The organism is Collinsella aerofaciens (assembly GCF_002736145.1).
GTDB classification, from domain to species: domain Bacteria; phylum Actinomycetota; class Coriobacteriia; order Coriobacteriales; family Coriobacteriaceae; genus Collinsella; species Collinsella aerofaciens_A.
Window position 1 is genome coordinate 736,857 of record NZ_CP024160.1, and the last position, 26,616, is coordinate 763,472.

Consider the following 26,616-nt stretch of genomic DNA (forward strand, 5'->3'; position numbering starts at 1 on the left):
CTAGTCGTGGGCATGATTGGTGATGGGGCCGACGTGAACGAGTTTGGGGTCCTCGCCGCGCTCGAGCGCCAGATCGCGCAGGATGGCGTCCTCGCGAGCCTCCATGACCTCGGCCTCGTCGTCCTCGATGTGGTCATAGCCCAGCAGGTGCAGCATTCCGTGTACGAGCATCAGACGGCACTCGTCAGCGGGGCTATTGCCAAAACCGGGGGCCTGACGGGCAATAACCTGCGGGGCCAAGATAATATCGCCGAGCTCGAGCGTCTCGTCGGCGGGAATATCCTCGTCAAAGGCCGAGTCGCATTCAAACGAGAGCACATCGGTGGTGCGGTCGATGCCACGCCACTCGTGGTTGAGCTCGTGCATCTCGTCCTCGTCGACATACGAAAGGGAAGTCTCGACTTCACGTTCAACGCCCTCGGCGGCAAGCACAACCTCGCAGATGTGCTCCACTTCCTGCACGTCGAGCAGCGTATCGAGCTCGGCATCGTTGCTGATCAATACACTCAACGGGACTCCTTTCGGTCGCGCGAGCGCTGCTCACGCACGTCATCATAAGCATCGTATGCCTCGACGATACGACCCACCAGGGCATGGCGCACCACATCGGCGCGCTCCAGGTGTGCAAACGCCACATCGTCGACACGGCCCAAAATCTTCTCGACATCCGCCAAGCCGCCACGACGACCCACCAGGTCGCGCTGGCTCAGGTCGCCGGTAATCACGAACTTGGAGTTGAATCCAAGGCGTGTCAGGAACATCTTCATCTGCTCGGGCGTGGTATTTTGCGCCTCGTCGAGCACCACGAAGGCATCGCTCAGCGTACGACCGCGCATGTAGGCGAGCGGGGCGATCTCGATCACGCCGCGCTCCATAAGCTCATCGGTGCGCTCGCGATCCATCATGTCAAAAAGGGCATCGTAGAGCGGGCGCATGTACGGATCGATCTTTTCCTCGAGGGTGCCGGGCAAAAAGCCCAGGTTCTCCCCTGCCTCGACAACCGGACGCGTCAAGATCAGACGGCCCACCTCGTGACGCTTGAGCGCGGCGACGGCGAGCGCCATGGCCAGATAGGTCTTACCGGTACCGGCTGGACCCAGGCCAAACGTGATGGTATGCGAGCGGATGGCATCCACATAGCGCTTTTGCCCGAGCGTCTTGGGGCGAATGACGCGGCCGCGATATGAAAGCAGCACGTCATCGCGAAGCGACGTAGCCTCGTGCTCACCGTCGCGCAAGACGGCCAGGCAGCGAGAGACATCGTCGGCAGACAGCGTGCGCCCGGCGGCCGCCTCGCGGAAAGCATGTTCGAAAAAACGCGCCACGAGTTCGACCTCGTCCGGGTCACCGCTCACGGCGATGCTATCGCCACGGGCGACCACGTGAGCGCGAACCAAACTCTCGAGCGCACGAAGAACGCCGTCGCCGGCGCCCAAAACGCGCGAGGGATCAATTCCCTCGGGAACGGTAAGTCTAATCTTCGAGGCTTCCATGGACCTCCCTGCGCGCATGGACCAAGCCGGAATCATCGACTCCGATGATAGCAACATCGAGCAGGCACGGGGCTGTAAGTCCACAGGTATCGTCAAGACGGGCATGATGGAACGAACCGAGCGTCAGGTTGTCACCATACTCGAGCACGGCACGCTCGACAGTGCCCACGCGACGACGAGCATCGGCAATAGCGAGCTCCTGCGCCGTGTCTCGCATACGGCGGCTGCGCTCGGCCATAACCTCGGGCGGCACCTGGTCAGGCATGTCGGCAGCAAGGGTACCGGGACGCTTGCTGTAGCGGAACACGTGCATACGCGAGAAACCCACACGGCGGCACAGCGCCAGCGACTCCTCGAACTCCTCGTCCGTCTCACCAGGAAAACCGACGATGACATCGCACGAAAGAGACGCCTGGGGCAAGTTGGCGCGAATCATACGCACCGTGTCCTCAAAGGCCTCCGCACTATAGGGACGACCCATGCGATGCAGGGTCGCCGTACAGCCGGACTGCACGGGCAGGTGCAAAAACGGGGCGATACGCTGCGGATAGCGCGCCATAACCTTAAGCAGGCGCTCAGAGATATCCATGGGCTCGACCGAGGAAATGCGCACATGCGCAATAGTCGTGCGCTCCATGATGGCCTCGAGCAGCTCATCGATTTCGACATGCTCGTCGGTCGCGCTCTTGCCATCGTAGGCACCCAGGTTCACACCGGTCAGCACCACCTCGGGCACGCCGGCCTCCTGGGCTTCACGCACCTGTTCGAGAACGGACTCGACGGGCACGGAGCGCTCGGGGCCGCGCGCCTTCCACACAATGCAATAGGTGCAGCGATGGTTGCAGCCGTCCTGGATCTTCACGCCCAGGCGAGAGCGACCAAGCGCATCGACCACGTCACCATCGCTGCAGGCGGGAACGCTATCGGACTCAACGCCCAGCACCTCGCAGACACGTTCGGCGACATCGATCTTAGACGGCTCGGCAATCACGCGATCCGAAAGCTCCAACAGCTCCTCGGGATGCAAATTGACCACGCATCCGGTCACGACCACATAGGGCTCATTTGGATGGGCCAGCGCATGACGGACGGCCTTACGGGTCTTGGCCTCGGCCTCGCCCGTAACGGCACAGGTGTTAATGACGATCAGATCGGCATCGTGGGGCTCCACCATAGCAAAGCCCAGGCGCATAAGATCGGCAGTGATGCGGTCAGACTCAACCCGGTTGACACGGCAGCCGAGGTTGACGACGGAAATATGGGGTGCGAGCACGCGGGCTCCTTAATCGAGGATATCGTCGAGGGCACTCTTGATACGGTCGGTCACCGACTTCTTACCGGAAGCGACGTCATCGCCCATCTCATCGGCAAAAGCACGGAGCAGCTCGCGTTGCTTATTGGAAAGATTGGTGGGAACGACCACGCGCAGTTGCACGATCAGGCGGCCACGCGAACCGCCACCGCCAATGCGCGGCATGCCGTAATTATTGACGCTCACGGTGTCGCCGTACTGGGCGCCGGCGGGAACCGTCACCTTAACGACCTCGTCGGGCATAATGCCCTCGACCTCGATCTCGCAGCCGAGCGCAGCCTGCGCAATCGAGATATCGCTCACCAGGTACAGGTCGTCACCGTTGCGCTTAAAGCGCTCATGGTCGGCAACGCGCACGTTGACAATCAGGTCGCCCGAAGGCTCGCCGCGAAGGCCGGCCTCGCCAAAGCCGCTCACACGCAGCTGGCGACCGGTCGAAACGCCGGCGGGAATATCGATGTCGATCTTTTCGTGCGAAGGCGTGCGGCCCTGACCGTCGCAGGTCTCGCAGGGATGGTCGATAACCGTGCCCTCGCCATGGCAGTCGGGGCAAGGCGAGGAAGACTGAACCTGGCCCAAAAACGATCGCTGGACCGTCGTGACGTAGCCCGTACCGTGGCAGCGGCCGCACTGCTTTTCCTGTGCGCCCTCTGCCCTACCGGTGCCATTGCAGTCCTCACAAGGAGCAAGGCGGTCATAGCTGATCGTCTTTTTGCAACCGAGCGCCGCCTCCTCGAGCGTCACCGAAAGCGAGATGGCCATGTCGCGTCCGCGACGACGCTCACGACGGCTGCGGGCACCACCACCGGCGCCACCGCCAAAGAACGACGAGAACAAGTCGTCCATGCCCATGCCACCAAAGATATCGTTGATATCGACGTAGCCCGAACCACCAGGGCCGTCGGCAGTGCCGTAACGGTCGTAGTTAGCACGCTTCTGCTCATCGGAAAGAACGGAATAGGCCTCGTTGAGCTCCTTGAACTTGGCCTCGGCCTCGGGATCGTCCGAAACATCCGGATGTACGGTACGGGCCTTCTTTAAAAACGCACGCTTAATCGTCCGCGCGTCGGCATCCCTGTCGACGCCAAGCACCTCGTAGTAATCCCTATTTTCCGACACGACCGAATCCTTCCGACTTTCATTATTGTCACAGTGCGTCCTATACCCAAGCTGGGCCGACCGCAAACAGAGGGTTTGATGTTATTGCATTTGGTACGGCGAAAGCATGGCCCGTTGCGAGCAACTTGCGAACCAAACCGACACGAGCGCGAACATGAAGCCGTTGGCAAAACCGTTGGCAAACTGCATCGCGCCGCGCTTCCACCACAGCAGGCTGCGATGAAGCACACCGTCCGAAAGCACCATGAACATGCCCATGGTAAACGGAATAAAGCACATCACGGCGAAGGCCGAGAACACGCCCGAGATGGCCGACAGCACCAAAAATGGCGCCACGATGCCCATCAGGTAAAAACCGGTACGGGCCTTGCCTTCCAGGCGCTCGGCCTCAACATGGGCGCGGCCGACCAGGTCGCCACCCGAGGCACCGTTGGTGCCGGCGTGACCCATACCGCTAATGCGGACCTCATCGCCATCGTGCGTGCCGGCAGGAAACTCAATCGTCTGCTCGGAGGTTACGCGAGTACGACCGCTGCCACCGCAATCAGGGCAGGGATCGGCCACGACTTTACCGGAACCGCCGCACTCGGGACAGACCGACTGGAACGTGCCCGCACCAAACAGGAAGGACAGGTCGACGTCGATGTGGCCGCGGCCACCGCAGCTCGGGCAGGTATGGGCATGCTCAGACGAAACGGAGCCCGAGCCGCCGCAGTGACCACAGGTATCGAAGCGCGTGTAGCGGACGGTCTTGCGGGCACCGCCCTTGGCCTCCTTGGCGTCGAGTTTGATATCGACGACCACGTTGGCGCCGTTCTCGGGATTATAGGCAGCCCGGCCGCGACGCTGCTGGCCCCAGGCGCCACCAAAGGGAAAGCCGCCCTCAAAGGGATTGCCATAGCCCGTGCCGCCGGCGTAGCCGCCACCATAGGGCGAAGCCGTAGGAGCACCGGCAAAGGGATTGCCAGAACGCATGGCGTCGTAGCGCGCACGTTTTTGCTCATCCGAAAGCACGGCATAGGCCTCGGAAACCTCTTTAAACTTTTCCTCGGCATCCGGCTCTTTATTGACGTCCGGATGGAGCTTACGGGCCTTTTGCTGGAAGGCCTTTTGAATATCACGCGAGGTGGCGTCCTTGGAGACACCCAGAATCTCGTAGTAATCTTTTTCGTTCATCGTCGCCATGCGCGGCAACCTCCTGCTCACAGCAGCGTATATATTCCGGTAATTCTACCCGAGCGGCCTAAGCTAGATCCCAAAACAGCTCGAACAGAACATTTCCATCGAGCCAGCCCAGATGGGTCGGCGCCAGACGAGCTCGAACATGGCCCGCGACGACATCTGCCGAAGTGAAGGGTCCCTCATGACCCCAGAGCGTCTCGGGCACCCAAGTGGCAAGACCCAATTCGAGCGCGCGATCGCAGGCAGCTGCCAGCTCGCCCGTTGGGATGACGCAAGCTGCACGAGCCAACAGGTCGGACGCAACACCGCGCGTCATGCGACAGGCGAGCATCAAGTCTTCGGCGACAGCCTCGCGCTGCGACAGATATTCGGCCTCGAACGCCGTCGCGTCATCGTCACGTTGCACCAGACGCACGCGGTACGCATCGCCTCGAGAAGACACGCCGGGGAACAAACCTGCAAGACGGTCGAAATCCTCGTCGTCGAGCATGCCCGCGGCAGAACGACCCAGGCCCAGGTAGCCCTGTCCGGTCCAGTAGGCAATGTTATGGGCGCACTCATGGCCGTCGAGCGCGTAGCTTGCCACCTCATACGGACGATAGCCGGCCGCACCCAGGCGCTCACGCGCCGCGTCCATGCACGAAGCCTGAAAATCCTCGTCGGGCTCGAGCGACTCGTCACGGCACGCCATGCGATAGAGTGGCGTGCCCTCCTCGAGCGTGAGCGGGTAGACCGACACATGATGAGGCGCCGCCGCCAACACGCCATCGAGCGTGCTCCGCCAGCTTGCGGCAGTCTGCCCGGGAAGGCCGCACATCAGATCGCACGACACATCGAGGCCAGCGTCCTTCACCGTCGCGATGGCCGCAAGTGCCCGATTAGCATCGTGAATGCGGCCAATAGCAGCCAGCTCGGTATTGTCGAGGGTTTGCACGCCCAGAGAGATGCGCGTGACACCCGCCTCGGCAAGCGCGGTGGCGAGCTCGGCGGTCAGCGACTCAGGATTGGCTTCGCAAGTAAATTCAACGGGCTTGCACCACATGGAGATACGACGGGCAAGTTTCACCAGGCGCTCCCCCGCCAGTGACGGCGTGCCGCCGCCAATATAGACCGTGCGGGCCTGCGCAAGCGCCCCGGCGTCGCCAAAGGAATCGAGGCGCGCATACAGCTGCTCAAAATAGGAATCGAGCGCAGCATCCAAATCACACAGAGCAAAGCTACGCGAGTCAAAGTCGCAATAGCGGCATTTTTGAGCGCAAAACGGCACGTGCACGTACAGCGCGGTAACGGCCACCCTTAAGCCTCCAGCGGATGAGCGGGAACCGACTCACCGGCGGCAAGCGCGGCCTCGCAGGCCACCACATCGCGCTCGATATCTTCGACCAGCGACATGAACTCCTCGTACGTAGAGCAACGCACCACCTGAGCGCGCCAGGCGGCGGCATGGGGCATGCCTTTTAAGTACCAGCTTGCGTACGTGCGGGCGCGCGACATAAGCGGCAGAAGCTCGTGCGTCAACGTCAGGTGCTCGCGCAGAGCCTCCAGGCGCTCGACGGAGCTGCGCGGCGGCACCGGTATGCCATCGAGCGCAAGGGCGCGAGCATCACCAAAGACCCAGGGATTACCGTAGATACCGCGCGCGATAAACACCGCGCTGGCACCCGAGCCGTGCAGATGCTCAGCAGCGTCCTCGGCCGAGAACACATCGCCCGAACCAATCACGGGAATCTCGACAGAATCGGCAACCTCATCGACGACCGACCAGTCGGCCTGGCCCGTGTAGAGCTGCGTGGCGCAACGACCATGCACGGCGACTGCGGCAGCCCCTGCGCCCTCAAGCATCTGGGCAAACGTCGCGGCATTACGGTCCTCGGCATAAAAGCCCTTGCGGATCTTGACAGTCACGGGCACGTGCGCCGCGCCGACCGCGGCCTCAACAATCTTCTCCGCCAGGTCGGGCGTGCGCATGAGCGCCGAACCCTCGCCCTTGGTAACGACCTTGCGGGCGGGGCATGCCATATTGATATCGATGAGCGACAGGCGATCGCCAACGCGCTCCTCGACGGCGGCGACGGCGCTCGCAAACTGATCAGGTTTGGAGCCAAAGAGCTGCACGCAAATCTGCTGCTCCTCGTCGGCCGGCAGCACCAGGCGCCACGTTTTGTTGCTGGCATAGGCAAGGCCTGCCACGCTCACCATCTCGCTGTAGGCAAGGTTGGCACCGCGGCGGCGACACATGATGCGATAGGCGGGGTCGGTAACGCCCGCCATGGGAGCCATAAGGAACGGCTGCTCGGCATAGGCACCCAGCAGCCGCTTGCTGTATTCAGAAAGCGCCATGGACCTACTCGTCCACCTTGAGGATCGCCATAAAGGCCTCCTGCGGGACCTCGACCGAGCCGATAGCCTTCATGCGCTTCTTGCCCTCTTTCTGCTTCTCGAGCAGTTTGCGCTTACGCGAAATATCGCCGCCGTAGCACTTGGCAAGCACGTCCTTGCGACGCGCCTTGACGGTGGAACGGGCGATGATCTTGTTGCCGATAGCACCCTGGATGGGCACCTCGAACAGCTGACGCGGGATGATCTCCTTGAGCTTGTCGCACAGGCCACGGGCCAGGCCATATGCCTTGTCCTTATGGACGATAAACGACAGCGCGTCCACCTCGTCGCCCGAAAGCAGGATGTCGAGCTTGACGAGCTCGGAGGGGCGATATTCGTTGAACTCGTAGTCGAGCGAGGCGTAACCCTTGGTGCGGCTCTTGAGCTGATCAAAGAAGTCCAAGATGAGCTCGGCGAGCGGCATATCGAAGCGCATCTCGACCGATTTGCTCGTCAGGTGGATCATGTCGGTTGTGACGCCGCGGTGCTCGATGGCGAGCTGCATTACGGCACCCGTGTACTCAGGCGGGCAGATGATCTTTGCCTTGAGGTAGGGTTCCTCGATACGTTCGATGCGCGTGGCCTCGGGAAGGTCCTGCGGACTGCGGACATCGATCATTTCGCCGTCGGTCTTGTAGACGTGATAGTCGACCGAGGGACTCGTGGCAATGAGGTCCAGGTTGAACTCACGCTCGAGACGCTCCTTAACGACCTCCATGTGCAGCAGGCCCAAGAAGCCCACGCGGAAGCCAAAGCCAAGCGCCACAGACGTCTCGGGCTCCCACACCAACGAAGGGTCGTTAACGTGAAGCTTATCGAGTGCGTCGCGCAGGTTCTCGTAGTCCTTGTTGTCGATCGGGAACAGGCCCGTATAGACCATGGGCTTGGCCTCGCGATAGCCGGGAAGCGGCTCGGGGCAGGGGTTCGACGCCCACGTAAGGGTATCGCCCACGCGAACGGCATCGGGGTCCTTCAAGCCCGTGACCACGTATCCGACCTCGCCGACCGTCAGCGCGTCGACCGGGGTCTCGGCGGGACGCTTGACGCCCACACCATCGACCAAAAAGTCGCCCTTTGCCTGCATCATGCGCAGGGTATCGCCCTTTTTGATGGAGCCGTCAAAGATGCGCACCGTGGCGACGACACCACGATACTCGTCGAAGTACGAATCCAGGATGAGTGCCTTGAGCGGCGCGTTCGCATCGCCCTTGGGCGGAGAGATCAAAAAGACAATGGACTCCAGCAGATCGTGGATGCCCTCGCCGGTCTTGCCCGAGACGCACACGGCATCATCGGCAGGGATCGCCAGGTCATCCTCGATCTCGGTCTTAACCTCATCGGGATGGGCAGAGGGCAGGTCGATCTTGTTGATGGCCGGCACAATGTCCAGATTGGCGTTCATGGCGAGCGTCGCGTTGGAGACGGTCTGCGCCTCGACGCCCTGCGTGGCGTCGACGACGAGCACCGCGCCCTCGCAGGCGGCCAGCGAGCGCGAGACCTCATAGGTAAAGTCCACGTGGCCCGGCGTATCGATCAGATTGAACTGATACGTCTCACCATCGTCGGCGTCATAGGAAACGCGGACGGCATTGGACTTGATCGTGATGCCGCGCTCGCGCTCGATATCCATGGTGTCGAGCAGCTGCGACTCCATGTCGCGTTCGTCGACGGTATGGGTGAGCTCGAGGATGCGGTCACTGATCGTGGACTTGCCATGGTCGATGTGCGCAACGATCGAGAAGTTGCGGATGTGGGAAATGTCAATTGAAGTATTCATGCGGACTATCTTACCCGAGCGGTACAAAAAATGGAGCCTGTTCCATAAAACAGGCTCCATTTATGCGCGTAATCTGTGTGGTGTGAAATTTACAACTTAGGCGTTGATGCTGTTCACGAGCTTGGCAAGACCGGACTTGCGGTTGGAAGCCTGGTTCTTGTGGATAACATGCTTGGCGGCAGCCATGTCGAGACGCTTGGTGACGGTCTTGAGGGCAGCCTGGGCCTTCTCGGCGTCGCCCTCGGCGACGGCGGACTGGACGTGCTTGGTCAGCGTCTTGAGCTCGGACTTGACAGCCTTGTTACGCATGCGAGCTGCCTCATTGGTGCGGATACGCTTCTTCTGAGACTTGATGTTTGCCACTTCTGGAGTTCCTTTCGAGTTCCTTGCAAAAAATGTATGACACCTCTGAGACACGGTGAGGTCATGCAAGCGCCTACTATAGCACGCTCCCCCTCAAAGGGATAGAACGAATTTGTCAAATAGGCAGGTATCATCACGATTTTCTCAAGATGTTCGTAATCCAGAGCAAAAGCGCGGTCTGAGAATCGGCCGAACCCTTCAGTGCGAGCTCCACATCGACCGCGCCCTCGAGCGCGGCAACGAGCTCTGCCATCGAAAAGCGACGTGCCCAGGTCAGGTGATTCTTGACCTGCCAGGACTGGAGCTTGAGCGTTGCGGCCAGCTCACGACCCTGTCCGCGCGCATCGAGCGCCTTGGCGACGATCAGTTCACGGATGCGACCGCATAGCAGCGTGTAGGTCCACACGTAGCTCTTGGAGGGCAAAAGCTTAAAGAGCTCGAGAGATCGCCGCATATCGCGAGCCGAGACGGCGTTGAGGAAGTCCCAGGGTTGAACCTCGGCCGTACGTACGATCCAGCGCTCAACATCGGCAAGTTCAATCTGAGGCGACTCAACCATCTGGGCAAGCTTAGCCAAGTCGTTATCGAGCATGCGAGTGTTTTCACCCGAACGCGAGACGAGCTCCTCGGCGGCCGCCGTCGAGATCGACTTGCCGTGCTGTGTCGCCATCTGCTGCACGCGGCGCGGTAGCTCCCAGCGCTTGGTGCCGGAGCAATCGATCACGGCCTTCTTGTCGATCTTGGCAATCGCCTTATACAGGCGTGTGTTCTTGGCAAGCGAGTCGGCGATAATGAGGCAGACCGTTGTGGGGCTGGGACTCGCCAGATACTCGACGAGCGGCTCCGAGACCGCCTTGGCGAGCTTTGAGCAGCCATCAAGGATTACCAAGCGAAACTCGCTGCCCATGGGAAAGGTGTTAAGCGATCCGATAATAGACTCGATATCGGGGTCCTTGGTCATGTCGCGCTCGTCGAGGTTGAACTCGACCATACCCGACTTTTCCAGACGCGCTTTCATACGCGAGACGGCGTGATCGCGCTTGACTCCGTCGGTACCGACGATCAGATATGCCGGCAGCAGACCGGTTTCGGACATTGCGCTCCCCTCCCGCAGGCCTTCGTATTCGTTCCGTGTCATTCTAGCCCAGGGGCCCACCACACGCCAACGACGTCGTCACGGTCGCTGGCATCGCATCGCAAAGCCATTCGCAGTCGGCGTGACGGTAATGTCTCCGTGTTCGAAGGTGCACGCGAACACACCGCCCGCTTCCTTAACGGCATCGATGCAGGCATCGGACGGATGGCCGTATCGATTCCCCTCACCCGCGCTCGCGAGGGAAAGCTCGGGCTTCAGGACGCCCAGCAACTCTCCATCGACTGAAACCTTGGAGCCGTGATGCCCAAGTTTAAGGACATCGATATCCCCCACTTCCTGCACGAATTCCCGCTCTTGGTCGAGCTCGGCATCACCGGTGAGAAGTATTCGCAGGTCCTTGCCTTCCTGAACATAAGAGAGCAACAGGACAAGCGAGTCCTCATTTCCCTCGCCATCCACGGACTCGAATGGCCACATCACGCGGGCGCAAAAAGAGCCGATGTCGACCGTATCCCCACGGCGCACCTGCCGATACTCCACGCCAGGTCGGTTCAATACCTCGGCAGGGGCATCCTCCAGCGCATCGGCCGCCACGGCAATCGTTCCGACCGAAAACTGTTCGAGCACGGCAGGCAAACCACCCCAGTGGTCCTCATCCCAATGCGTCACAAAGACGGCATCGATATGGTGCACGTTATTGCGAACCAACGCCTCCACCACACGCTCGTCGAGCCCACAGTCGACGAGCGCTACTGCGCCGCCCTGGCGGATAAGAATCGCATCGGCCTGGCCCACATCGAGCACCGTCACCGAAGGCGGAGCAAATCGATCCCAATAGACGTACGGAATCGCAGCCAAGAGCACCAGACATGCAAGCCCCACCGCCATAGGACGTGCACGGGGACGCGGCCACCAGACCAGCAGAACCGCCAGCAAACACGGCACTAGGTAAATCCACATGCTATCGGGCGGCACGCTCACGGATGCACCCGACATGGCGGCAAACAGCTGCTCGAAGAACAGCGCGCAACGGGCGGCAATCATGGGCACAACGAGCGCCCAAGTCCGCAACGGTCCCACGAGCGAAAAGGGGGCCAGCACGATCGACACAGCGAGCAGTACGCTCACCACCGGACCGATGACCGCATTTGCCAGCGGAGCAATGAGCGAGAACGAACCGAAGGCAGGAATGGTAATGGGGAGCGTCGCCAACTGCGAGCACAGCGTGACGGAAAGCATGCTGGCAACGCCCGATGGCACACCCAGCTCACCCAAAGCGTAGGTCGCATAGGGGCAAAAGCACAGGATGGCAAAGACACTGGCGCATGAAAGCTGAAAGCCCATCTCGAACAGCACCGTCGGCCGCAGTAGCACAAAGATGGACATGGTTACGAAGAGTGCCGAAAGGCCGTGCCGACGACGCCCCGCGCCGTTTACGACAAGCGTCGCGAACACCATGCAGCAGGCACGCACGGCCGAGGGAGACGCGCCCGTAAAGGCAGCATAGCCCACAAGCGTTATCGCCAATATCGCCCGCTGAAGACCACGTGAGCACCGAGTCTTTTGCAATACACCCTCGATTACAAACCCCACGATAGCCAAATGGCTGCCCGAGACGGCGATAAGATGCGCCGTTCCCGTCACCGAAAACCAGTCGCCCGCCGGCTGGGCGCGCAGCTCGGCCGAACGACCGCAGACGACACCGGCTATGAGCGCACGCGCCGGGTCGGTCGCAGGCGCGATGGACGCAAGCAGCCCATTTCTCAGCCGAAGCAGCGGCACCGGAGAGCCCTCATCGACCGACACGACTCGAACGGCTTTAACCTTGCGCACCTCGCCTCGGAGCACACGCGATCGTCCATATGCATCGTTCTCAAAACGTGAAACGCGACCGATAACACGCACGTGTGCCCCGACCTTGAGCTCACGATCACACGATAGGCGAATCGTTGCCAAGTACTTGCCGCCCGCGCGTGCCTCGCAGGTATAGAAATACATGTCGTCGTTTATGGATGGGTCACCCTGCACGACAAACTCGAGACTGCTTGCCGCTCGACCGTCGAGCGTCTTCGCGGCACTGAGCACACCCACGGCCCACCACGCCGAGACGACCGCACCCGCTACGAGGCCGACGGACGCGGCATACAGCCACCGCTTCAAAGGGACAAGCCGCGCACAAGATTGAGCCAGCACAACGAATACCGCCGCCGCAACGGGAATGGCCCATAGCGGCCAGACCGCCGTCGCCCGCTCCGTCAGCAGCGCATCAGCGGCCATGTTGAGCACCAAGGCGCAGCTCATGCACAGGCCGGCACACAGGGCCATCGTCCACGGAATCAGGGGTCGCGGAGGCATCACGTGCTCGCGCTCGGTCGCACTCATACGCAGATGCAATCTTTGATTTTGGCAAGCTTCTTCTCGCCGATTCCCGACACACGCATCAGATCGTCAACCGAGGCAAAAGCACCGTTCTTTGTCCGCTCATCGATAATCGACTGTGCCATGGAGGGGCCGATGCCCGAGAGCGTCTGCAGCTCTGCCGCGCTTGCCGTATTGATGTTTACTAGGCCTGTGGCGCCACTCACGCCCGATGATGCGGAAGCCCCACCATCAACACCGGCTTCCGCAATGGACGCCTGCTGCTCCCCTACCGTTGGAACGTGAATTTTTTGTCCATCAGCGACCTTGGATGCACGATTAAGCCCCGTAACGTCTGCTTCGGGCGCCAGCCCGCCGGCAGCATCAATCGCCTGAGCCACTCGCGCGCCGTCCTTGAGACGATATACACCGGGCGACACAACGGCGCCATCAACATCGACATAGACCTCTGCCGCGGCAGACGCCTTAGGCGAAGAGCCTTCGGATGTCTTTCCGCTCGAAGCATCGCCGGATCCCGGCTCCACTAACGCGCCCGAACCATCAGTGCGCTCAAACGACACACCGCCGGCACCGCCGCCAAGGTTCGCCATCGCCAGCCCACTCGCCATCGCAATGACGACCAGTATCGCCATCACCACTGCCTTATGACCGAGCAGTTTGCCCGCCCAGCGGTCCATCTTTTTGACTCGTTCGTGTTGTTCGCGCTGCGCCATAGCAAAACCTCCCAACAACATCGTGTCAGGAAAAGAGCCGTCCGACTGCCAAGCCCCAAAACCGGTTTTTGCGGTCAAACCAAAAGCTGACCAAAACCTTGCGAAATAATGTCCAAATATTCAGGCACACGTCAGCAAATGAACACTTAGTCGCAAAATGCCCAGATAGCAAAAGACCGACGATGCAGGCGCATCGTCGGTCTATGCACAAATTTATTCGTGATCTTGGTAAATCTCACGCGGAGCAAGCTCCGAATGTTTGCGTTTTAAGGTCTTGGGGGCCTTGTACGTGTTGCTCTCGAAGTCGATGTACTCGGTCTGCTTGAGCAAGCGCTCGATCATCTCCTCGTGATCGAACAACTCCCAGGCCTCATGCACGGCATCGAGTTTAGCGTGCGTCTCGGGACGGCGCGGCATAAACAGCGTGCAGCAGTCGGGAGCGGCCTCAGTCGAGATATCGAACGTACCGATCTCCTGAGCGCGCGCAATGATCTCCTGCTTGTCCGAACCGATGAGAGGACGGAACACGGGGATCTTCACGGCCTCGTTAACGGCCATGATGTTCTCAAGCGTTTGGGAGGCAACCTGCCCAAGCGATTCGCCCGTAACGATGGCCTTGGCACCCTCGATGTGTGCAATGCGCTCGGCAACCGAATACATAATGCGGCGGTACATGATCACGCGCAGGTTGCTGGGGCAGGTAACCGAAATCTCACGCTGGCAGTCGCCAAACGGCACCACGTACAGACGACCGATCTGGACACCCGGCGCAAGCGCACGGATGATGTCCTGCACCAAATACTCGCTCGTATCGGGCGTCTGCGGACGACCGGAGAAATGCACCGGCACGCACACCGCGCCGCGACGCGCGAGCATCCAGGTCGCCACCGGAGAATCGATACCCGACGACAGCAGCGTCACGACCTTGCCGGCAGAACCCACCGGCAGACCGCCCACGCCGCGCTCAGAGCGCGCGTACACATAAACGCTGCCCTGGACCACCAGTACGTGCACCATCGCATCGGGGTCGTGCATTTGGACCTTTTTATCGGGGAAGGCCTCACACAGCACCTCGCCCACCTGACGATTGATATCGATCGAGGTGAGCTCATAGTCAGTATTGGAGCGCTTGGCGTGCACCTTAAACGAATCGAAGGAACCAAACTCGCGCAGCGCCTTCACGGCGGCGGCGCAGTACTCCTGCGGGTCGCGATTGGTGTGATACGCCAAAGACACACGGGCAACGCCGGGAACGGTGCGAATGACACGCGCCGCCTCGTCGGCCTGATGCTCGTTAAAGGTCACGAGGATATAACCGGAAATTCGAGACACGGCATTCACGGAAAAGGCGGCCAAGGCCGCCTTGATGTTATCCATGAGGATATGCTCAAAATGTGCGCGGTTCTTGCCCTTCAGCCCAACCTCGTGATAGTGGACCAGGCAGACGCGAGCCGCCATTTAGGCTTCAGCAACCTTGTGGCCGAGCGCCTTCTCGTAACGGGCCTCGTCGTAAGAGATGTCGCCGTCGACAATCTCGTCCATAGCCATCGAGATGGTATCGGCACCGGAAAGCCCGATGGTGATGTCATCGACATCCTGGACGGCAAGCACGCGGTTGTGCTGGCCACGCAGCATGCTATTGATGTCGCAGGCGCGCTTGGAGGCAAGCGAAGCGAGCAGGAAGCGGTTGTGATCGGTCTTCTCCAGAAGATCGTCAATGCAAGGCTTTACAACGGACACGGACCTCAGATCCTTTCATGCATATCGAGAACGCGAACGAGCTCATCGGTCGCGCGGTCGAGATCGTCATTCACCACGACGTCGTCGTAGCGGTCGGCAAGGGCAAGCTCATCGGCGGCGTTTGCCATACGCAGCTCAATCGTCTCGGGCGTCTCGGTACCGCGACCGACTAGACGCTCGCGAAGCACCTCAAGCGAAGGCGGCTTGATAAAGATCAGCACGGCCTCGGGGAAACGCTCCTTCACCTGCAGGGCGCCCTGGACATCGATCTCCAAAATCAGAGACGAGCCCGAGGCGAGCTTGGATGTGACCTCGCTCACCAACGTGCCGTAGCAGTTACCGTGGACCTCGGCCCACTCAACAAACTCACCGTTTGCCACGCGGCGGTCGAACTCCTCGCGCGTCAGAAAAAAGTAGTTGACGCCGTCGACCTCACCTTTGCGTGGTGCTCGCGTGGTAGCCGAAACCGTCAGACCCAGGTTCGAGCGGCGCTCGCGCACACGAGTGACGAGCGTACCCTTGCCTGCGCCTGACGGTCCAGAAATCACAAAGAGCTTGGAATCCTGAGCGCTCACTTATTTGGTCAGCTGCTCGAGGAGCTGCTCGCGCTGACGGACACCGAGGCCCTGGACGCGACGGGTAGCGGAGATACCGAGCTCCTCCATGATCTTGGCGGCCTTGGCCTTGCCGTAACCAGGGAGAGACTCGATGAGGGTGGAAACCTTCATGCGGGAAGCGATGGGGTCATCGGAGTTGAGCACGGACTCGAGGGACTTCTCGCCCTTCTTGATCTGCTCGCGAAGCTCAGCGCGGGCGTGACGTGCGGCAGCAGCCTTCTCAAGAGCCTGCTTGCGCTGCTCGTCGGTAAGCTGAGGGAGTGCCATTCGTACCTCCAAATAGTTGGGTTATATCTGATTCAATAATTGGCATTTTAGCACGTAGAACGTACAAAATGCCCAATCGCGGCTCCATAGGTTAGACGATACCCGCAAAAAGTGCAATATACTGCGCCCAAAGTTAAGCCCCTGACCTGCGATTCCACATAAAGGATGGGAAAGTTTACGCAGGCACAGGGGCTATTTTGTGCTAATGAGACCCAAAAGTGGTGACTTAGGGGAATCTTTTACGCGACGTTTTCGACCAGCTCGGCGACGATGGCGTCAAAGGCGGCAACCGGATCGTCGGCACCGGTGATGGGACGGCCCACCACAATGTGGCTTGCGCCACGCTCGATAGCCTGGGAAGGCGTCGCCACGCGGGACTGGTCACCAAGGGCGGCACCCACCGGACGCACACCCGGAGTCACGATCAGGGCATCGGGGCCCAGCAGCTCACGCATGTCATGAGCCTCCATCGGCGAACACACGATGCCATCGATGCCGTTGGCCTGAGCAAGCTTTGCCAAGCGGGCGGCCTCCTCGGCCACGGGCGACTCGACGCCGATCTCGCTCAAGGCATCCTGATTCATGCTCGTGAGCACGGTGATGGCGACGAGCTTGGCGCGGTCCTCACGCGCCTCCTCGGCACCCTCGCGGCAGGCAGCGAGCATAGCACCCGAGCCCAGGCCGTGGACCGAAAGCAGGTCGGCACCGGCAAGCGAGGCCGAGCGGGCAGCGCCGCGCACCTGATGCGGAATGTCATGGAACTTAAGGTCGAGGAAGACCTTAAAGCCAAGGTCCTTAAAGGTCTTGACGATCTGGGGACCCTCAGCGTAATAGAGCGTCATGCCGACCTTGAGCCAGGCGGCATGGCCCGAAAGCTGGTGGGCGAGCTCGAGCGCGCGCTCACGGTCGCAGTCGAGGGCGACGATAACACGGTCGCGGGCATCGGTCTCTAGCATTCGAAAGCACCTACCAGTTCGTTGATGTCATTCACGCCCTGGGACTCGGCCCAGGCCTCGAGCTCATGCGCGATTTTAAGCGAAGCACACGGATCGACGAAGTTGGCCATGCCGACCGACACGCAGGTGGCACCGGCCAAGATAAACTCAGCCGCATCCTCGCCGGTCATGACACCGCCGACACCGTTGATGGGGATATCGACGGCCTGGGCAACCTCCCAGACCATGCGCACGGCGATATGGTGGCACAGCGGGCCCGAAAGGCCGCCCTTGGGCTTGGCCACGCGGGACTTGCGGGTATGGACGTCGATGGCCATGCCCTGGATGGAGTTGATGACCGAAAGGCCGTCGGCACCGGCAGCCTCGAGGGCCTTGGCGATCTCGGCAACGTTGACCGGAGCCATCTTTACGAACAGCGGCTTATCGGTCACCTTGCGGCAGGCAGCCATAACGGAAGAGGCGCCCTCGGGCGTTGATCCCATGGCGGCACCGCCGGCGGCAATATTAGGGCAGCTCACGTTGATCTCGTAGCCGGCAGCCCAGGGGCACAGCTCGACATACATCTCGAGTGCGCGGACAAACTCGTCAACGGAGTGGCCGGCAACCTGACAGATGACCTGGCAGCCGTCCTTGGACAGCTGTTCGAGCCACGGACCGGACTCGCGGGCAAAGGCGGCCACGCCGGGGTTCTGAAGGCCCACGGAGTTGATCATACCGCCGGGAATCTCGGCCATGCGGGGTGCGGGATTGCCGGGCCAGGGCTCGGCAGCACAACCCTTGGTGGTGATGGCGCCCAGCTGGGAAACATCAAAGAAGTTCTGGAACTGCCAACCGTAGCCAAAGGTACCGGCTGCGGTGTTGATGGGGTTCTGCATCTTGACGCCGCCGAAATCGACGGCCATGTTCACGGTACCCACTAGAAGACCACCACCTTGGAAGCATCGAACACGGGGCCGCACATGCAGGCACCCTTCATACCGTCGACCGTCTCGACATTGCAGGTGTTGCAGGCGCCAAAACCGCAGCTCATCATGCGCTCGAGCGACACCTCGCAGTACGCACCGGCCTCGGCGGCAGCGGCGGCAACTTTCTTCATCATGACAGCGGGGCCGCAGCTGGCCACATAGTCGTAGCCGCCCTCTCCAAGCAGCTCGGCTGCCGGGTCGGTGCAAAAACCGTGCGTGCCGAGCGAGCCGTCGTCGGTGCACACGTTGACCGTGGCGCCCAGCGCGCGGAACTCATCGACGCCCACGGCCTTGGACGCGGTGCCAAAGCCCAGGCACACGTCGACGGCCACACCCTGCTCGACGAGCATGCCGGCAAGGCACAGCACGGGCGGAACACCGATGCCGCCCGCAACGAGCAGCGCCTTCCTGGTGCCCTCGGGCACAAGCCAGCCGCGGCCGCCAGGGCCCAGCAGATTAGAGGTGGAACCGGGGGCCATCTGCGACAGACGACGGGTGTCGTCGCCCACGACGGCGTACCACAGCTCGACGGTGCCGGCCTGGGCGTCGGCGCGATAGAAGCTCAGGGGCACGCGAAGCAGCGAGGACGCATCGCCGGGCACGGCAATGTTCACAAACTGACCGGGCTTGAGCGCACTTGCAAGCTTGGGGGCCGAGATAACGAGCGAGAAGATGCCGTCGGCGATCTCCTGGTTCGAGACGACCTCGAAGTCGTGCATGCGTGCAGTGGAAGGTGTGGGCATAGACGCTCCAATCCCCCATGCGGTTGCATGGTTCAGGCGAACAGAAAGCGCGGCACCGCAAGGGCGCCGCGCACAAAAGCGATAAGGCTATGCTAGCAGATGCAGCCGTCGGCAAGCGTCTGTTTACCGCCGACAAACACATCGGTGGCACGACCGGTGAGCGTGCGGCCGGCAAAACCGGAGTTCTCGGCACGCGACTCGTAGCCGTCCTCGCCGACCGTCCAGGTGGCGGACGCGTCGAAGACGGTCAGGTCGGCAACGGAGCCCGCCTTGACCTGAACCTGGTCGAGGCCCAGGATCTCACGCGGCTTGATGGCCATGAGCTCGACCATGCGGCCCATGCTCATCTTGCCCGTGTTGACCAGCTCGGTGAGTACGAGCGACAGCGAGGTCTCGAGGCCGATCATGCCGAAGGGCGCAAGCTCGAACTCACGGGCCTTCTCCCACGGGGTGTGGGGAGCGTGATCGGTGACGATAGCGTCGACGGTGCCGTCGATAACGCCCTGGCGGATGGCCTCGGCATCCTCCTCGGTACGCAGCGGCGGATTGACCTTGAGCGAGGTGTTGTAGGTCTCGTCCAGATCGTTCTCGGTCAGGAACATGTGGTGCGGGGTGGCCTCGCAGGTAACCTGAACGCCAGCGGCCTTACCGGCACGCACGATCTCCAGGCCATGGGCGGTGGAGATGTGCTGGATGTGCAGCTTGGCACCGGTCAGCTTGGCGATCTCGATGTCGCGGGCGATCTGGAGCTCCTCGCCGGCAGCCGGCCAGCCCTCGAGAGCCAGACGGGTCGAGACCTTGCCCTCGTTGATCTGGCCGTGACCGACCAGGTCCTCGTCCTGGCAGTGGCTCATAAAGACCTTGCCGAACATCTTGCCGTAGTCCATGCAGCGACGGAGCATGCCCGCGCCCTGCACGCCGCGACCGTCGTCAGTGAAGGCGACGGCGCCGTGGGCGACCATATCGCCCATCTCGGACATGGCCTCGCCCTTAAGACCGCGGGTCATGGCGCCCGACGGATAGACGCGGCAGTGACCGACCTCGGCAGCGCGGGACTTGACGAACTCCACGACGGTGCCGTTATCGGTGACGGGATCGGTGTTGGGCATGGCGCACACACCGGTGAAGCCGCCCTTGGCAGCAGCGCGGGTACCACTCTCGATGTCCTCTTTGACCTCGTAGCCGGGCTCGCGCAGATGCACGTGCATATCCACCAGGCCGGGGACGAGGTACTTGCCGGAAAGGTCGCGGACCTCGGCTCCCTCGGCGGCGAGGTTCTCACCGACCTCGGCGATCTTGTCGCCGTCGATAAGGACGTCAACGACACCGTCAAGCTCGACGGACGGGTCGACGACGTGGGCATTCTTAAGAAGCAAGGCCATTATCGGCACCTCCAAGCAGCAGATACAGGATAGCCATACGCACGCAGATACCGGCGTAGACCTGCTCCAGGATGACGGAGCGTTGCGGGTGGTCGGCCATATAGGAGTCGAACTCAACGCCGCGGTTGATGGGGCCCGGGTGGCAAATGATCGCGTCGGGCTTCATGAGCTTCTCGCGGTCCTTGGTCAGGCCGAAGAGCTTGTGGTACTCACGAATGGTCGGGAACGGAGCGCCCTCGAGGCGCTCCTGCTGCACGCGCAGCATGTAGACGACGTCCAGCTCGGGCAGGACGGAATCGAGGTCGCTCGTCACGTGGTCGCAGCCCAGGACCTCGGGCGCCGGCGGCAGCAGCGTGCCGGGGGCGACGGCGTAGGTCTCGCAGCCCATGATCTTAAGGGCGGGGATCAGCGAGCCGCAGACACGGGAGTGCGCAATATCGCCGACGACGGCGACCTTCAGACCGTGGAAGTCGCCCTTGTGCTCCCAGATGGTGTACAGGTCGAGCAGGGCCTGCGTGGGGTGGTTGTGCTTGCCGTCGCCGGCGCAGATGACGCTCGCGGGCGAGTTCTGCGTGACGATGTAGGGCGCGCCGGCGTGCTTGTCGCGCACGACGATGCAGTCGATCTTATAGGCGTTGAGGGTCTCGACGGTATCGACGAGGCTCTCGCCCTTGACCGTGGAGGTCGAGGAGCCGCCAAAGTTGAGGCTGTCGGCCGAAAGACGCTTCTCGGCAAGCTCGAAGGAGCTGCGCGTGCGCGTCGAGGGCTCGTTAAACATGTTGACGATGGTCTTGCCCTTGAGCGTGGGGACCTTTTTGATCGCACGCTCGTTGACCTCGGAGAACGCCTTGGCGGTCTCGAGGATGAGCTTGATGTCCTCTTCGGAGTACTCGGTAATGTCGATCAGGTGCTTATGGTTGAACGCCACGGTACTACTCACCTCCCAGCGGCGCGGAGCCCACATGGGAACCCGGCGCGACGTCGTTAATCTCGACAGCGGTGTGGCCGTCGACTTCCTTCATATATAGGTGCACGTTCTCCTCATGCGACGAGGGAACGTTCTTGCCGACAAAGTCCGGCGAGATGGGGAGCTCACGGTGGCCGCGGTCAACGAGGACCGCCAGCTCGATGCGGCTCGGACGGCCCAGGTCCATGACGGCGTCCAGAGCGGCGCGAATGGTACGACCCGTATACAGGATGTCGTCCACCAGCACGACGCGCTTGCCGTCGACGCTGAAGGGAATGTTGGTGGCGTGGATCGCGGGAGCGAAATTGGTCGCATAGTCATCGCGATAGAAGCTGATGTCGAGGCTGCCGAGCGGAACGTCGACGCCCTCGATCTCCTTGATCTCCTCGGCGAGCTTCTTTGCCAGAAGGTCGCCGCGCGTGACGATGCCGACCAGAGCGAGGTCTTCACAGCCCTCGTTGCGCTCGAGAATCTCGTGCGCGATGCGGGTCATCGCTCGATTGACGGCGGTCTCGTCCATGATGACCGCCTTGGGGGAAGTCGTGCCCATCGATCTCCTTCCTCACATGTCTTGACTGCTGACACAGTCAAAAAAATAGATGCCCGACCGCTCAAAGCGGACCAGACACCCACAGGAAGGGCTGCTCTTTGGCAGCTATGTAATTCCATGTGGGTATCTCGTACCCCTTTAATGGTCAAGGGATAGTGTAGCCAACCTTGAGCTTAATTGCGAGCATAAATACAGAGCAATCCGTAAACGGAGCCCTACGCTCAATAAACCTATATATATTTGTGGGACGAGCTTGAAAACGCACGCACGAGCTGGCATAATCCCCTCTGCTGCACGCAAATCGGATCTACGTCCAGGGCCGTGGCGTGAGCACTATCGCCAAAAGAGGAATATCTCTGTGTAGATTACGCACAGGGAGCTGCTTCTGTGCTATAGTTCAGGCTTGTTTGTTAACGCGACATGTTCGTTTGTCGCCCAAGGAGGGTCAGTTATGTCCAAAGTTTGCGAAGTTTGCGGTAAGCACCCCGTTGCCGGTCGCTCCATCAGCCACTCTCACCGCGTCACCAACCGTAAGTTCCGCCCCAACATCCAGCGCGTCTACGTCGTCGTCGATGGTCACCGTCGCAAGATGAACGTTTGCTCCACCTGCCTCAAGTCCGGCAAGGTTGCGCGCTCCTAAATAAGGTCTTACCAACAAGTACCTCGGACTCTCCGGGTCAAAGACCTCGCGTTCACATAGAACTTACCAAACGCGCCCTCCCCTACGGAGGGCGCGTTTTTTGCACTCATTGGGCACTCATTGGGGACAGACTAACATGAGTGCTTTCACGCATTGGGGACAGACTTAGATGAGTGCTTTCCTAAGCTAACAGTGCATCGAACGGTCCCAATCCATACCTCAGGCAGCCTCGTTCCAGCCAGTGGTGGCCTTGGTCACGCTTGTAGCGCCGATACCGGTGATGCGGGCAATTTGCTTGACCGTGAGATGCGCCCGCCTAAGCCTCAGCAGACAGGCATCGCGTTCGGGGCGTGGCAGGGCCTTGAGCAGCGCAGGATCTATGCTCGGCAGGACTTCGCGCGCAACGGAAAGGGCCTCCTCATCGGGGATCCGCCGGCGTGGAAGAACCTCCACTGACCAGATCCGCCCGGCAACTTCCTTAAGGTGCTCGCAATAGCGACGGGAACCCCCGACAATATCGAGCATGGGGGCCGCATCACAGATGTCAAAGGGATCGTAGCCCAGCTGGTATGCCCTGAAGCTTGACCAGCGGTAGGCATCGAGCGAGTCGAGCGCGCCTTTTACGGGATTGAGATGGATATAATCGAGCAGCTGCACTGCCTGCGTGTCTGACTCAACCGCAACCCGCGAATAGCGATTGTCAAACAGATGACCCGTTCTCCCCGTTTTCCCATTGAAATACTTAGCATATGCCGTCAGTGCGCACTGCATTGCCTTTGAAAGGTTGTCATACGGGTCATCAACCATCAAATGGAAGTGGTTGTCCATAAGGCACCAGGCCAAAACCGCCACGTCATGGCAGGCAAACCTGTCCGAGATGTCCGATAGAAAACGATAACGGTCGGAATCATCTTCAAAAATGATCTGTTTGGAGTTGCCGCGGTCAAAGACGTGATAATAGCCGGTGAGCGAAATTTCGCGGGCGCATCGGGGCATGATCTCTCCTTTCAAAACTGATCAGGCAACACCTAAAAGGAGAGAAGCAACGCAAAATGCTGAGCCTGTGACCTATTTATATACAATGAACGACAAAAACATGCCCAAAACGACAAAATGACAAATCGATGTCTGTCCCAAATGCGTGAAAGCACTCATGTAAGTCTGTCCCCAATGAGCGGGGCGATGCACTGGCAGATAGTTTTAGTTAAAACGCTTCAGTTTATTGAAGCGTTTTAGTGTGCCTTTTAGAGGAATCTGACCGTTCGCCGAATAATTTCTTGCTATCATGCAAGGCGTAGGGTAAATCTCCGATCGCAAGGAGACACAAATGGTGAAAAAGTCACCGGAAAACACTACTCCCGCAATTGTGGACAACGTAGAGGCGCTTGAGGCTAAGCTCGCTCAGATGCGAGAGGCCCAGGCGCTTTTTGCTACGTACACGCAGGAGCAGGTCGACAAGATCTTCTATGAGGCCGCCATGGCCGCCAACAAGGCTCGTATCCCGTTGGCGAAGATGGCCATCGAGGAGACCGGCCGCGGCGTTCTTGAGGACAAGGTCATCAAGAACCACTACGCCGCAGAGTACATCTACAACGCTTACAAGAACACCAAGACCTGTGGTGTCCTGGAGCGCGACGAGGCCTACGGCATCACCAAGATCGCCGAGCCCATCGGTATCGTGGGCGCCGTCATCCCGACGACCAACCCCACCTCCACCGCGATCTTCAAGACGCTGATCAGCCTGAAGACCCGCAACGCCATCATCATCTCCCCGCACCCGGCAGCCGCCAAGTGCACCATCGCCGCTGCCAAGCTCGTGCTTGACGCCGCCGTCAAGGCCGGCGCCCCCGAGGGCATCATCGGCTGGGTCGATGTCCCCTCCATCGAGCTGACCAACATGGTCATGCGCGACGTCGACATCATCCTCGCCACCGGTGGCCCGGGCATGGTCAAGGCCGCTTACTCCTCGGGCAAGCCCGCCCTGGGCGTTGGCGCCGGTAACACCCCGGTCGTCATCGACGACACCGCCGACGTGCTGCTCGCCGTCAACTCCATCATCCACTCCAAGACCTTCGACAACGGCATGATCTGCGCTTCCGAGCAGTCCGTGACCGTCATCGACACCATCTATGACCAGGTTAAGGCCGAGTTCCAGAAGCGCGGCTGCTACTTCGTCAAGCAGGGTGCCGAGATGGAGGCCCTGCGCGCCGCCATGTTCAAGAACGGCGCTCTCGATCACCGCATCCCCGGCATGGCTGCCGCCAAGATCGCCGAGCTCGCCGGCATCGAGGTTCCCGCCAAGACCAAGATCCTGATCGCCGAGGTCACCTCCACCGACCCCGCCAAGGAGGAGTTCTCCCACGAGAAGCTCTCCCCGGTCCTGGCCATGTACCACGCCAAGGACTTCCAGGAGGCCGTCGACAAGGCCGAGCACCTGGTGCTCGCCGGTGGCCCGGGCCACACCGCCTCTCTGTACGTGCACCCCGCCCAGGCCGAGAAGATCAGCCTGTTCGAGCACGTCATGAAGGCCTGCCGTATCGTCATCAACACCCCGTCTTCGCACGGCGGCATCGGTGACCTGTACAACTTTGGCATGAAGCCGTCTCTGACCCTGGGCTGCGGCTCCTGGGGCGGCAACTCCGTCTCCGAGAACGTTGGGGTGAAGCACTTGATCAACGTTAAGACTGTGGCCGAGCGCCGTGAGAACATGCTGTGGTTCCGCGCTCCCGAGAAGGTCTACTTCAAGAAGGGTTCCACGCCCGTCGCTCTCGACGAGCTCGGTACCGTCATGGGCAAGAAGCGCGCCTTCATCGTCACCGACCAGTTCCTCTTCAAGAATGGCAACACCCGCGCCATCGAGGCCAAGCTCGACGAGATGGGCATCGCCCACGACTGCTTCTACGACGTCGAGCCCGATCCGTCGCTGCAGTGCGCACGTCGCGGCGCCAAGCAGATGGCTCTCTTTGAGCCGGACGTCATCATCGCCGTCGGCGGTGGCTCCGCTATGGACGCCGGCAAGATCATGTGGATGATGTACGAGCACCCCGAGTGCAAGTTTGAGGACATGGCCATGGACTTCATGGACATCCGCAAGCGTATCTTCACCTTCCCCGAGATGGGCAAGAAGGCCTACTTCGTCGCCGTCCCGACCTCTTCGGGTACCGGCTCCGAGTGCACTCCGTTCGCCATCATCACCGACAAGGAGACCGGCATCAAGTGGCCGCTCGCCGACTACGCGCTGCTCCCCAACATGGCTATCGTCGACGCCGACAACTGCATGACCGCCCCGCGCGGCCTGACCGCTGCCTCCGGCATCGACGTCATGACCCACGCCATCGAGTCCTACGTCTCCATCATGGCTTCCGACTATACCAAGGGCCTCTCCGAGCGCGCTGCTAAGCTCGTCTTCGAGAACCTGCCCTCCAGCTTCACGAACGGCGCCAAGGACCCGCATGCCCGCGAGGAGATGCACAACGCCTCTTGCATGGCCGGTATGGCCTTCGCCAACGCCTTCCTGGGCCTCAACCACTCCATGGCCCACAAGCTCGGCGCCTTCCATCACCTGCCCCACGGCCTCGCCAACGCCGTCATCCTGACCCGCGTTATGCGCTACAACGCCGCCGAGGCTCCCGTCAAGATGGGTACCTTCTCCCAGTATCCTTACCCCAACGCGCTGCACAACTACGCCGAGATGGCCAAGTACTGCGGCATCGAGGGCAAGGACGACAAGGAGGTCTTCGAGAACTTCATCACGAAGCTCGAGGAGCTCAAGGACTTCATCGGCGTCAAGAAGACCATCGCCGACTACGGTGTTGACGAGCAGTACTTCCTCGACACCCTCGACGAGATGACCGAGCAGGCATTCAACGACCAGTGCACCGGCGCCAACCCGCGCTACCCGCTCATGAGCGAGATCAAGGAGCTCTACCTGGACGCCTACTACGGCCGCGAGCCTCAGGACTACGCCGTCTGCTAG

General features: G+C 60.9%; 25 protein-coding genes. 2 read left to right on the top strand and 23 right to left on the bottom strand.

Going from position 1 to position 26,616, the window contains the following annotated elements:
• The 22 genes from ybeY to pyrR all read right to left on the bottom strand — a co-directional run bounded on the left by ybeY (window position 1) and on the right by pyrR (window position 22,000).
• Window positions 1–510, bottom strand: coding sequence for an rRNA maturation RNase YbeY (ybeY, locus tag CSV91_RS03280; RefSeq protein ID WP_099431795.1), 510 nt, complete (start codon window positions 508–510; stop codon window positions 1–3).
• Entirely contained in the window at window positions 507–1,493 is a 987-nt protein-coding gene (locus CSV91_RS03285; protein WP_099431796.1) for a PhoH family protein, read from the bottom strand. The genes ybeY and CSV91_RS03285 overlap by 4 nt, the downstream gene beginning before the upstream one ends.
• A complete protein-coding gene (locus tag CSV91_RS03290) occupies window positions 1,474–2,766 on the bottom strand; it encodes a MiaB/RimO family radical SAM methylthiotransferase (RefSeq protein ID WP_099431797.1) in 1,293 nt (430 codons plus the stop codon). The genes CSV91_RS03285 and CSV91_RS03290 overlap by 20 nt, the downstream gene beginning before the upstream one ends.
• 9 nt (window positions 2,767–2,775) lie before the next feature.
• A complete protein-coding gene (gene dnaJ, locus CSV91_RS03295) occupies window positions 2,776–3,924 on the bottom strand; it encodes a molecular chaperone DnaJ (RefSeq protein WP_099431798.1) in 1,149 nt (382 codons plus the stop codon).
• An 81-nt stretch (window positions 3,925–4,005) separates the two neighbouring features.
• Window positions 4,006–5,109 (bottom strand): DnaJ domain-containing protein, encoded by a 1,104-nt coding sequence (locus tag CSV91_RS03300; RefSeq protein ID WP_172622439.1) that lies wholly within the window; start codon window positions 5,107–5,109, stop codon window positions 4,006–4,008.
• 58 nt (window positions 5,110–5,167) lie between these two features.
• A complete protein-coding gene (hemW, locus tag CSV91_RS03305) occupies window positions 5,168–6,400 on the bottom strand; it encodes a radical SAM family heme chaperone HemW (RefSeq protein ID WP_099431799.1) in 1,233 nt (410 codons plus the stop codon).
• 2 nt (window positions 6,401–6,402) lie between these two features.
• The gene (dusB, locus tag CSV91_RS03310) at window positions 6,403–7,446 is read right to left on the bottom strand and encodes a tRNA dihydrouridine synthase DusB (RefSeq protein WP_099431800.1); all 1,044 of its coding nucleotides are present in this window, start codon (window positions 7,444–7,446) and stop codon (window positions 6,403–6,405) included.
• Window positions 7,447–7,450: 4 nt separating this feature from the next.
• Complete coding sequence (gene lepA, locus CSV91_RS03315; RefSeq protein ID WP_099431801.1) at window positions 7,451–9,262, bottom strand: translation elongation factor 4; 1,812 nt, start codon at window positions 9,260–9,262, stop codon at window positions 7,451–7,453.
• A gap of 96 nt (window positions 9,263–9,358) precedes the next feature.
• Window positions 9,359–9,625, bottom strand: a complete 267-nt coding sequence (rpsT, locus tag CSV91_RS03320; protein WP_022094714.1) for a 30S ribosomal protein S20 — start codon at window positions 9,623–9,625, stop codon at window positions 9,359–9,361.
• Window positions 9,626–9,758: 133 nt separating this feature from the next.
• Window positions 9,759–10,721 (bottom strand): DNA polymerase III subunit delta, encoded by a 963-nt coding sequence (gene holA / locus CSV91_RS03325; protein WP_099431802.1) that lies wholly within the window; start codon window positions 10,719–10,721, stop codon window positions 9,759–9,761.
• A gap of 78 nt (window positions 10,722–10,799) precedes the next feature.
• Complete coding sequence (locus tag CSV91_RS03330) at window positions 10,800–13,103, bottom strand: DNA internalization-related competence protein ComEC/Rec2 (RefSeq protein WP_099431803.1); 2,304 nt, start codon at window positions 13,101–13,103, stop codon at window positions 10,800–10,802.
• Complete coding sequence (locus CSV91_RS03335; protein ID WP_099431804.1) at window positions 13,100–13,813, bottom strand: ComEA family DNA-binding protein; 714 nt, start codon at window positions 13,811–13,813, stop codon at window positions 13,100–13,102. Before CSV91_RS03335 ends, CSV91_RS03330 begins: the two co-directional genes overlap by 4 nt.
• 213 nt (window positions 13,814–14,026) lie before the next feature.
• The gene (gene thiI, locus CSV91_RS03340; protein WP_099431805.1) at window positions 14,027–15,271 is read right to left on the bottom strand and encodes a tRNA uracil 4-sulfurtransferase ThiI; all 1,245 of its coding nucleotides are present in this window, start codon (window positions 15,269–15,271) and stop codon (window positions 14,027–14,029) included.
• Window positions 15,272–15,553, bottom strand: a complete 282-nt coding sequence (locus tag CSV91_RS03345; RefSeq protein ID WP_035138532.1) for a DNA-directed RNA polymerase subunit omega — start codon at window positions 15,551–15,553, stop codon at window positions 15,272–15,274.
• A gap of 5 nt (window positions 15,554–15,558) precedes the next feature.
• Window positions 15,559–16,128, bottom strand: coding sequence for a guanylate kinase (gmk, locus tag CSV91_RS03350; RefSeq protein ID WP_099431806.1), 570 nt, complete (start codon window positions 16,126–16,128; stop codon window positions 15,559–15,561).
• Window positions 16,129–16,437: an integration host factor, actinobacterial type gene (gene mihF / locus CSV91_RS03355; RefSeq protein ID WP_006236130.1), complete on the bottom strand. Its 309-nt coding sequence runs from the start codon at window positions 16,435–16,437 to the stop codon at window positions 16,129–16,131.
• Between the two features lie 239 nt (window positions 16,438–16,676).
• Entirely contained in the window at window positions 16,677–17,393 is a 717-nt protein-coding gene (gene pyrF, locus CSV91_RS03360) for an orotidine-5'-phosphate decarboxylase (protein WP_099431807.1), read from the bottom strand.
• Window positions 17,387–18,295: a dihydroorotate dehydrogenase gene (locus CSV91_RS03365; RefSeq protein ID WP_172622490.1), complete on the bottom strand. Its 909-nt coding sequence runs from the start codon at window positions 18,293–18,295 to the stop codon at window positions 17,387–17,389. The genes pyrF and CSV91_RS03365 overlap by 7 nt, the downstream gene beginning before the upstream one ends.
• A gap of 14 nt (window positions 18,296–18,309) precedes the next feature.
• Window positions 18,310–19,077, bottom strand: coding sequence for a dihydroorotate dehydrogenase electron transfer subunit (locus tag CSV91_RS03370; protein ID WP_099431809.1), 768 nt, complete (start codon window positions 19,075–19,077; stop codon window positions 18,310–18,312).
• A 116-nt stretch (window positions 19,078–19,193) separates the two neighbouring features.
• Window positions 19,194–20,483 (bottom strand): dihydroorotase, encoded by a 1,290-nt coding sequence (locus tag CSV91_RS03375; protein WP_099431810.1) that lies wholly within the window; start codon window positions 20,481–20,483, stop codon window positions 19,194–19,196.
• On the bottom strand, window positions 20,467–21,411 hold the full coding sequence (locus CSV91_RS03380; protein ID WP_035138537.1) for an aspartate carbamoyltransferase catalytic subunit: 945 nt from the start codon (window positions 21,409–21,411) through the stop codon (window positions 20,467–20,469). Before CSV91_RS03380 ends, CSV91_RS03375 begins: the two co-directional genes overlap by 17 nt.
• A 4-nt stretch (window positions 21,412–21,415) precedes the next feature.
• Window positions 21,416–22,000: a bifunctional pyr operon transcriptional regulator/uracil phosphoribosyltransferase PyrR gene (gene pyrR / locus CSV91_RS03385; RefSeq protein ID WP_006236123.1), complete on the bottom strand. Its 585-nt coding sequence runs from the start codon at window positions 21,998–22,000 to the stop codon at window positions 21,416–21,418.
• 451 nt (window positions 22,001–22,451) lie between these two features.
• Between pyrR and rpmB the strand changes: the two genes are divergently transcribed.
• A complete protein-coding gene (rpmB, locus tag CSV91_RS03390; RefSeq protein ID WP_022094725.1) occupies window positions 22,452–22,640 on the top strand; it encodes a 50S ribosomal protein L28 in 189 nt (62 codons plus the stop codon).
• A gap of 219 nt (window positions 22,641–22,859) precedes the next feature.
• On the opposite strand, the gene CSV91_RS03395 is transcribed toward rpmB, so the two are convergent.
• Entirely contained in the window at window positions 22,860–23,636 is a 777-nt protein-coding gene (locus CSV91_RS03395; RefSeq protein WP_099431811.1) for a transposase, read from the bottom strand.
• A gap of 331 nt (window positions 23,637–23,967) precedes the next feature.
• On the opposite strand from CSV91_RS03395, the gene adhE reads away from it, so the two are divergent.
• Complete coding sequence (adhE, locus tag CSV91_RS03400) at window positions 23,968–26,616, top strand: bifunctional acetaldehyde-CoA/alcohol dehydrogenase (protein WP_055250041.1); 2,649 nt, start codon at window positions 23,968–23,970, stop codon at window positions 26,614–26,616.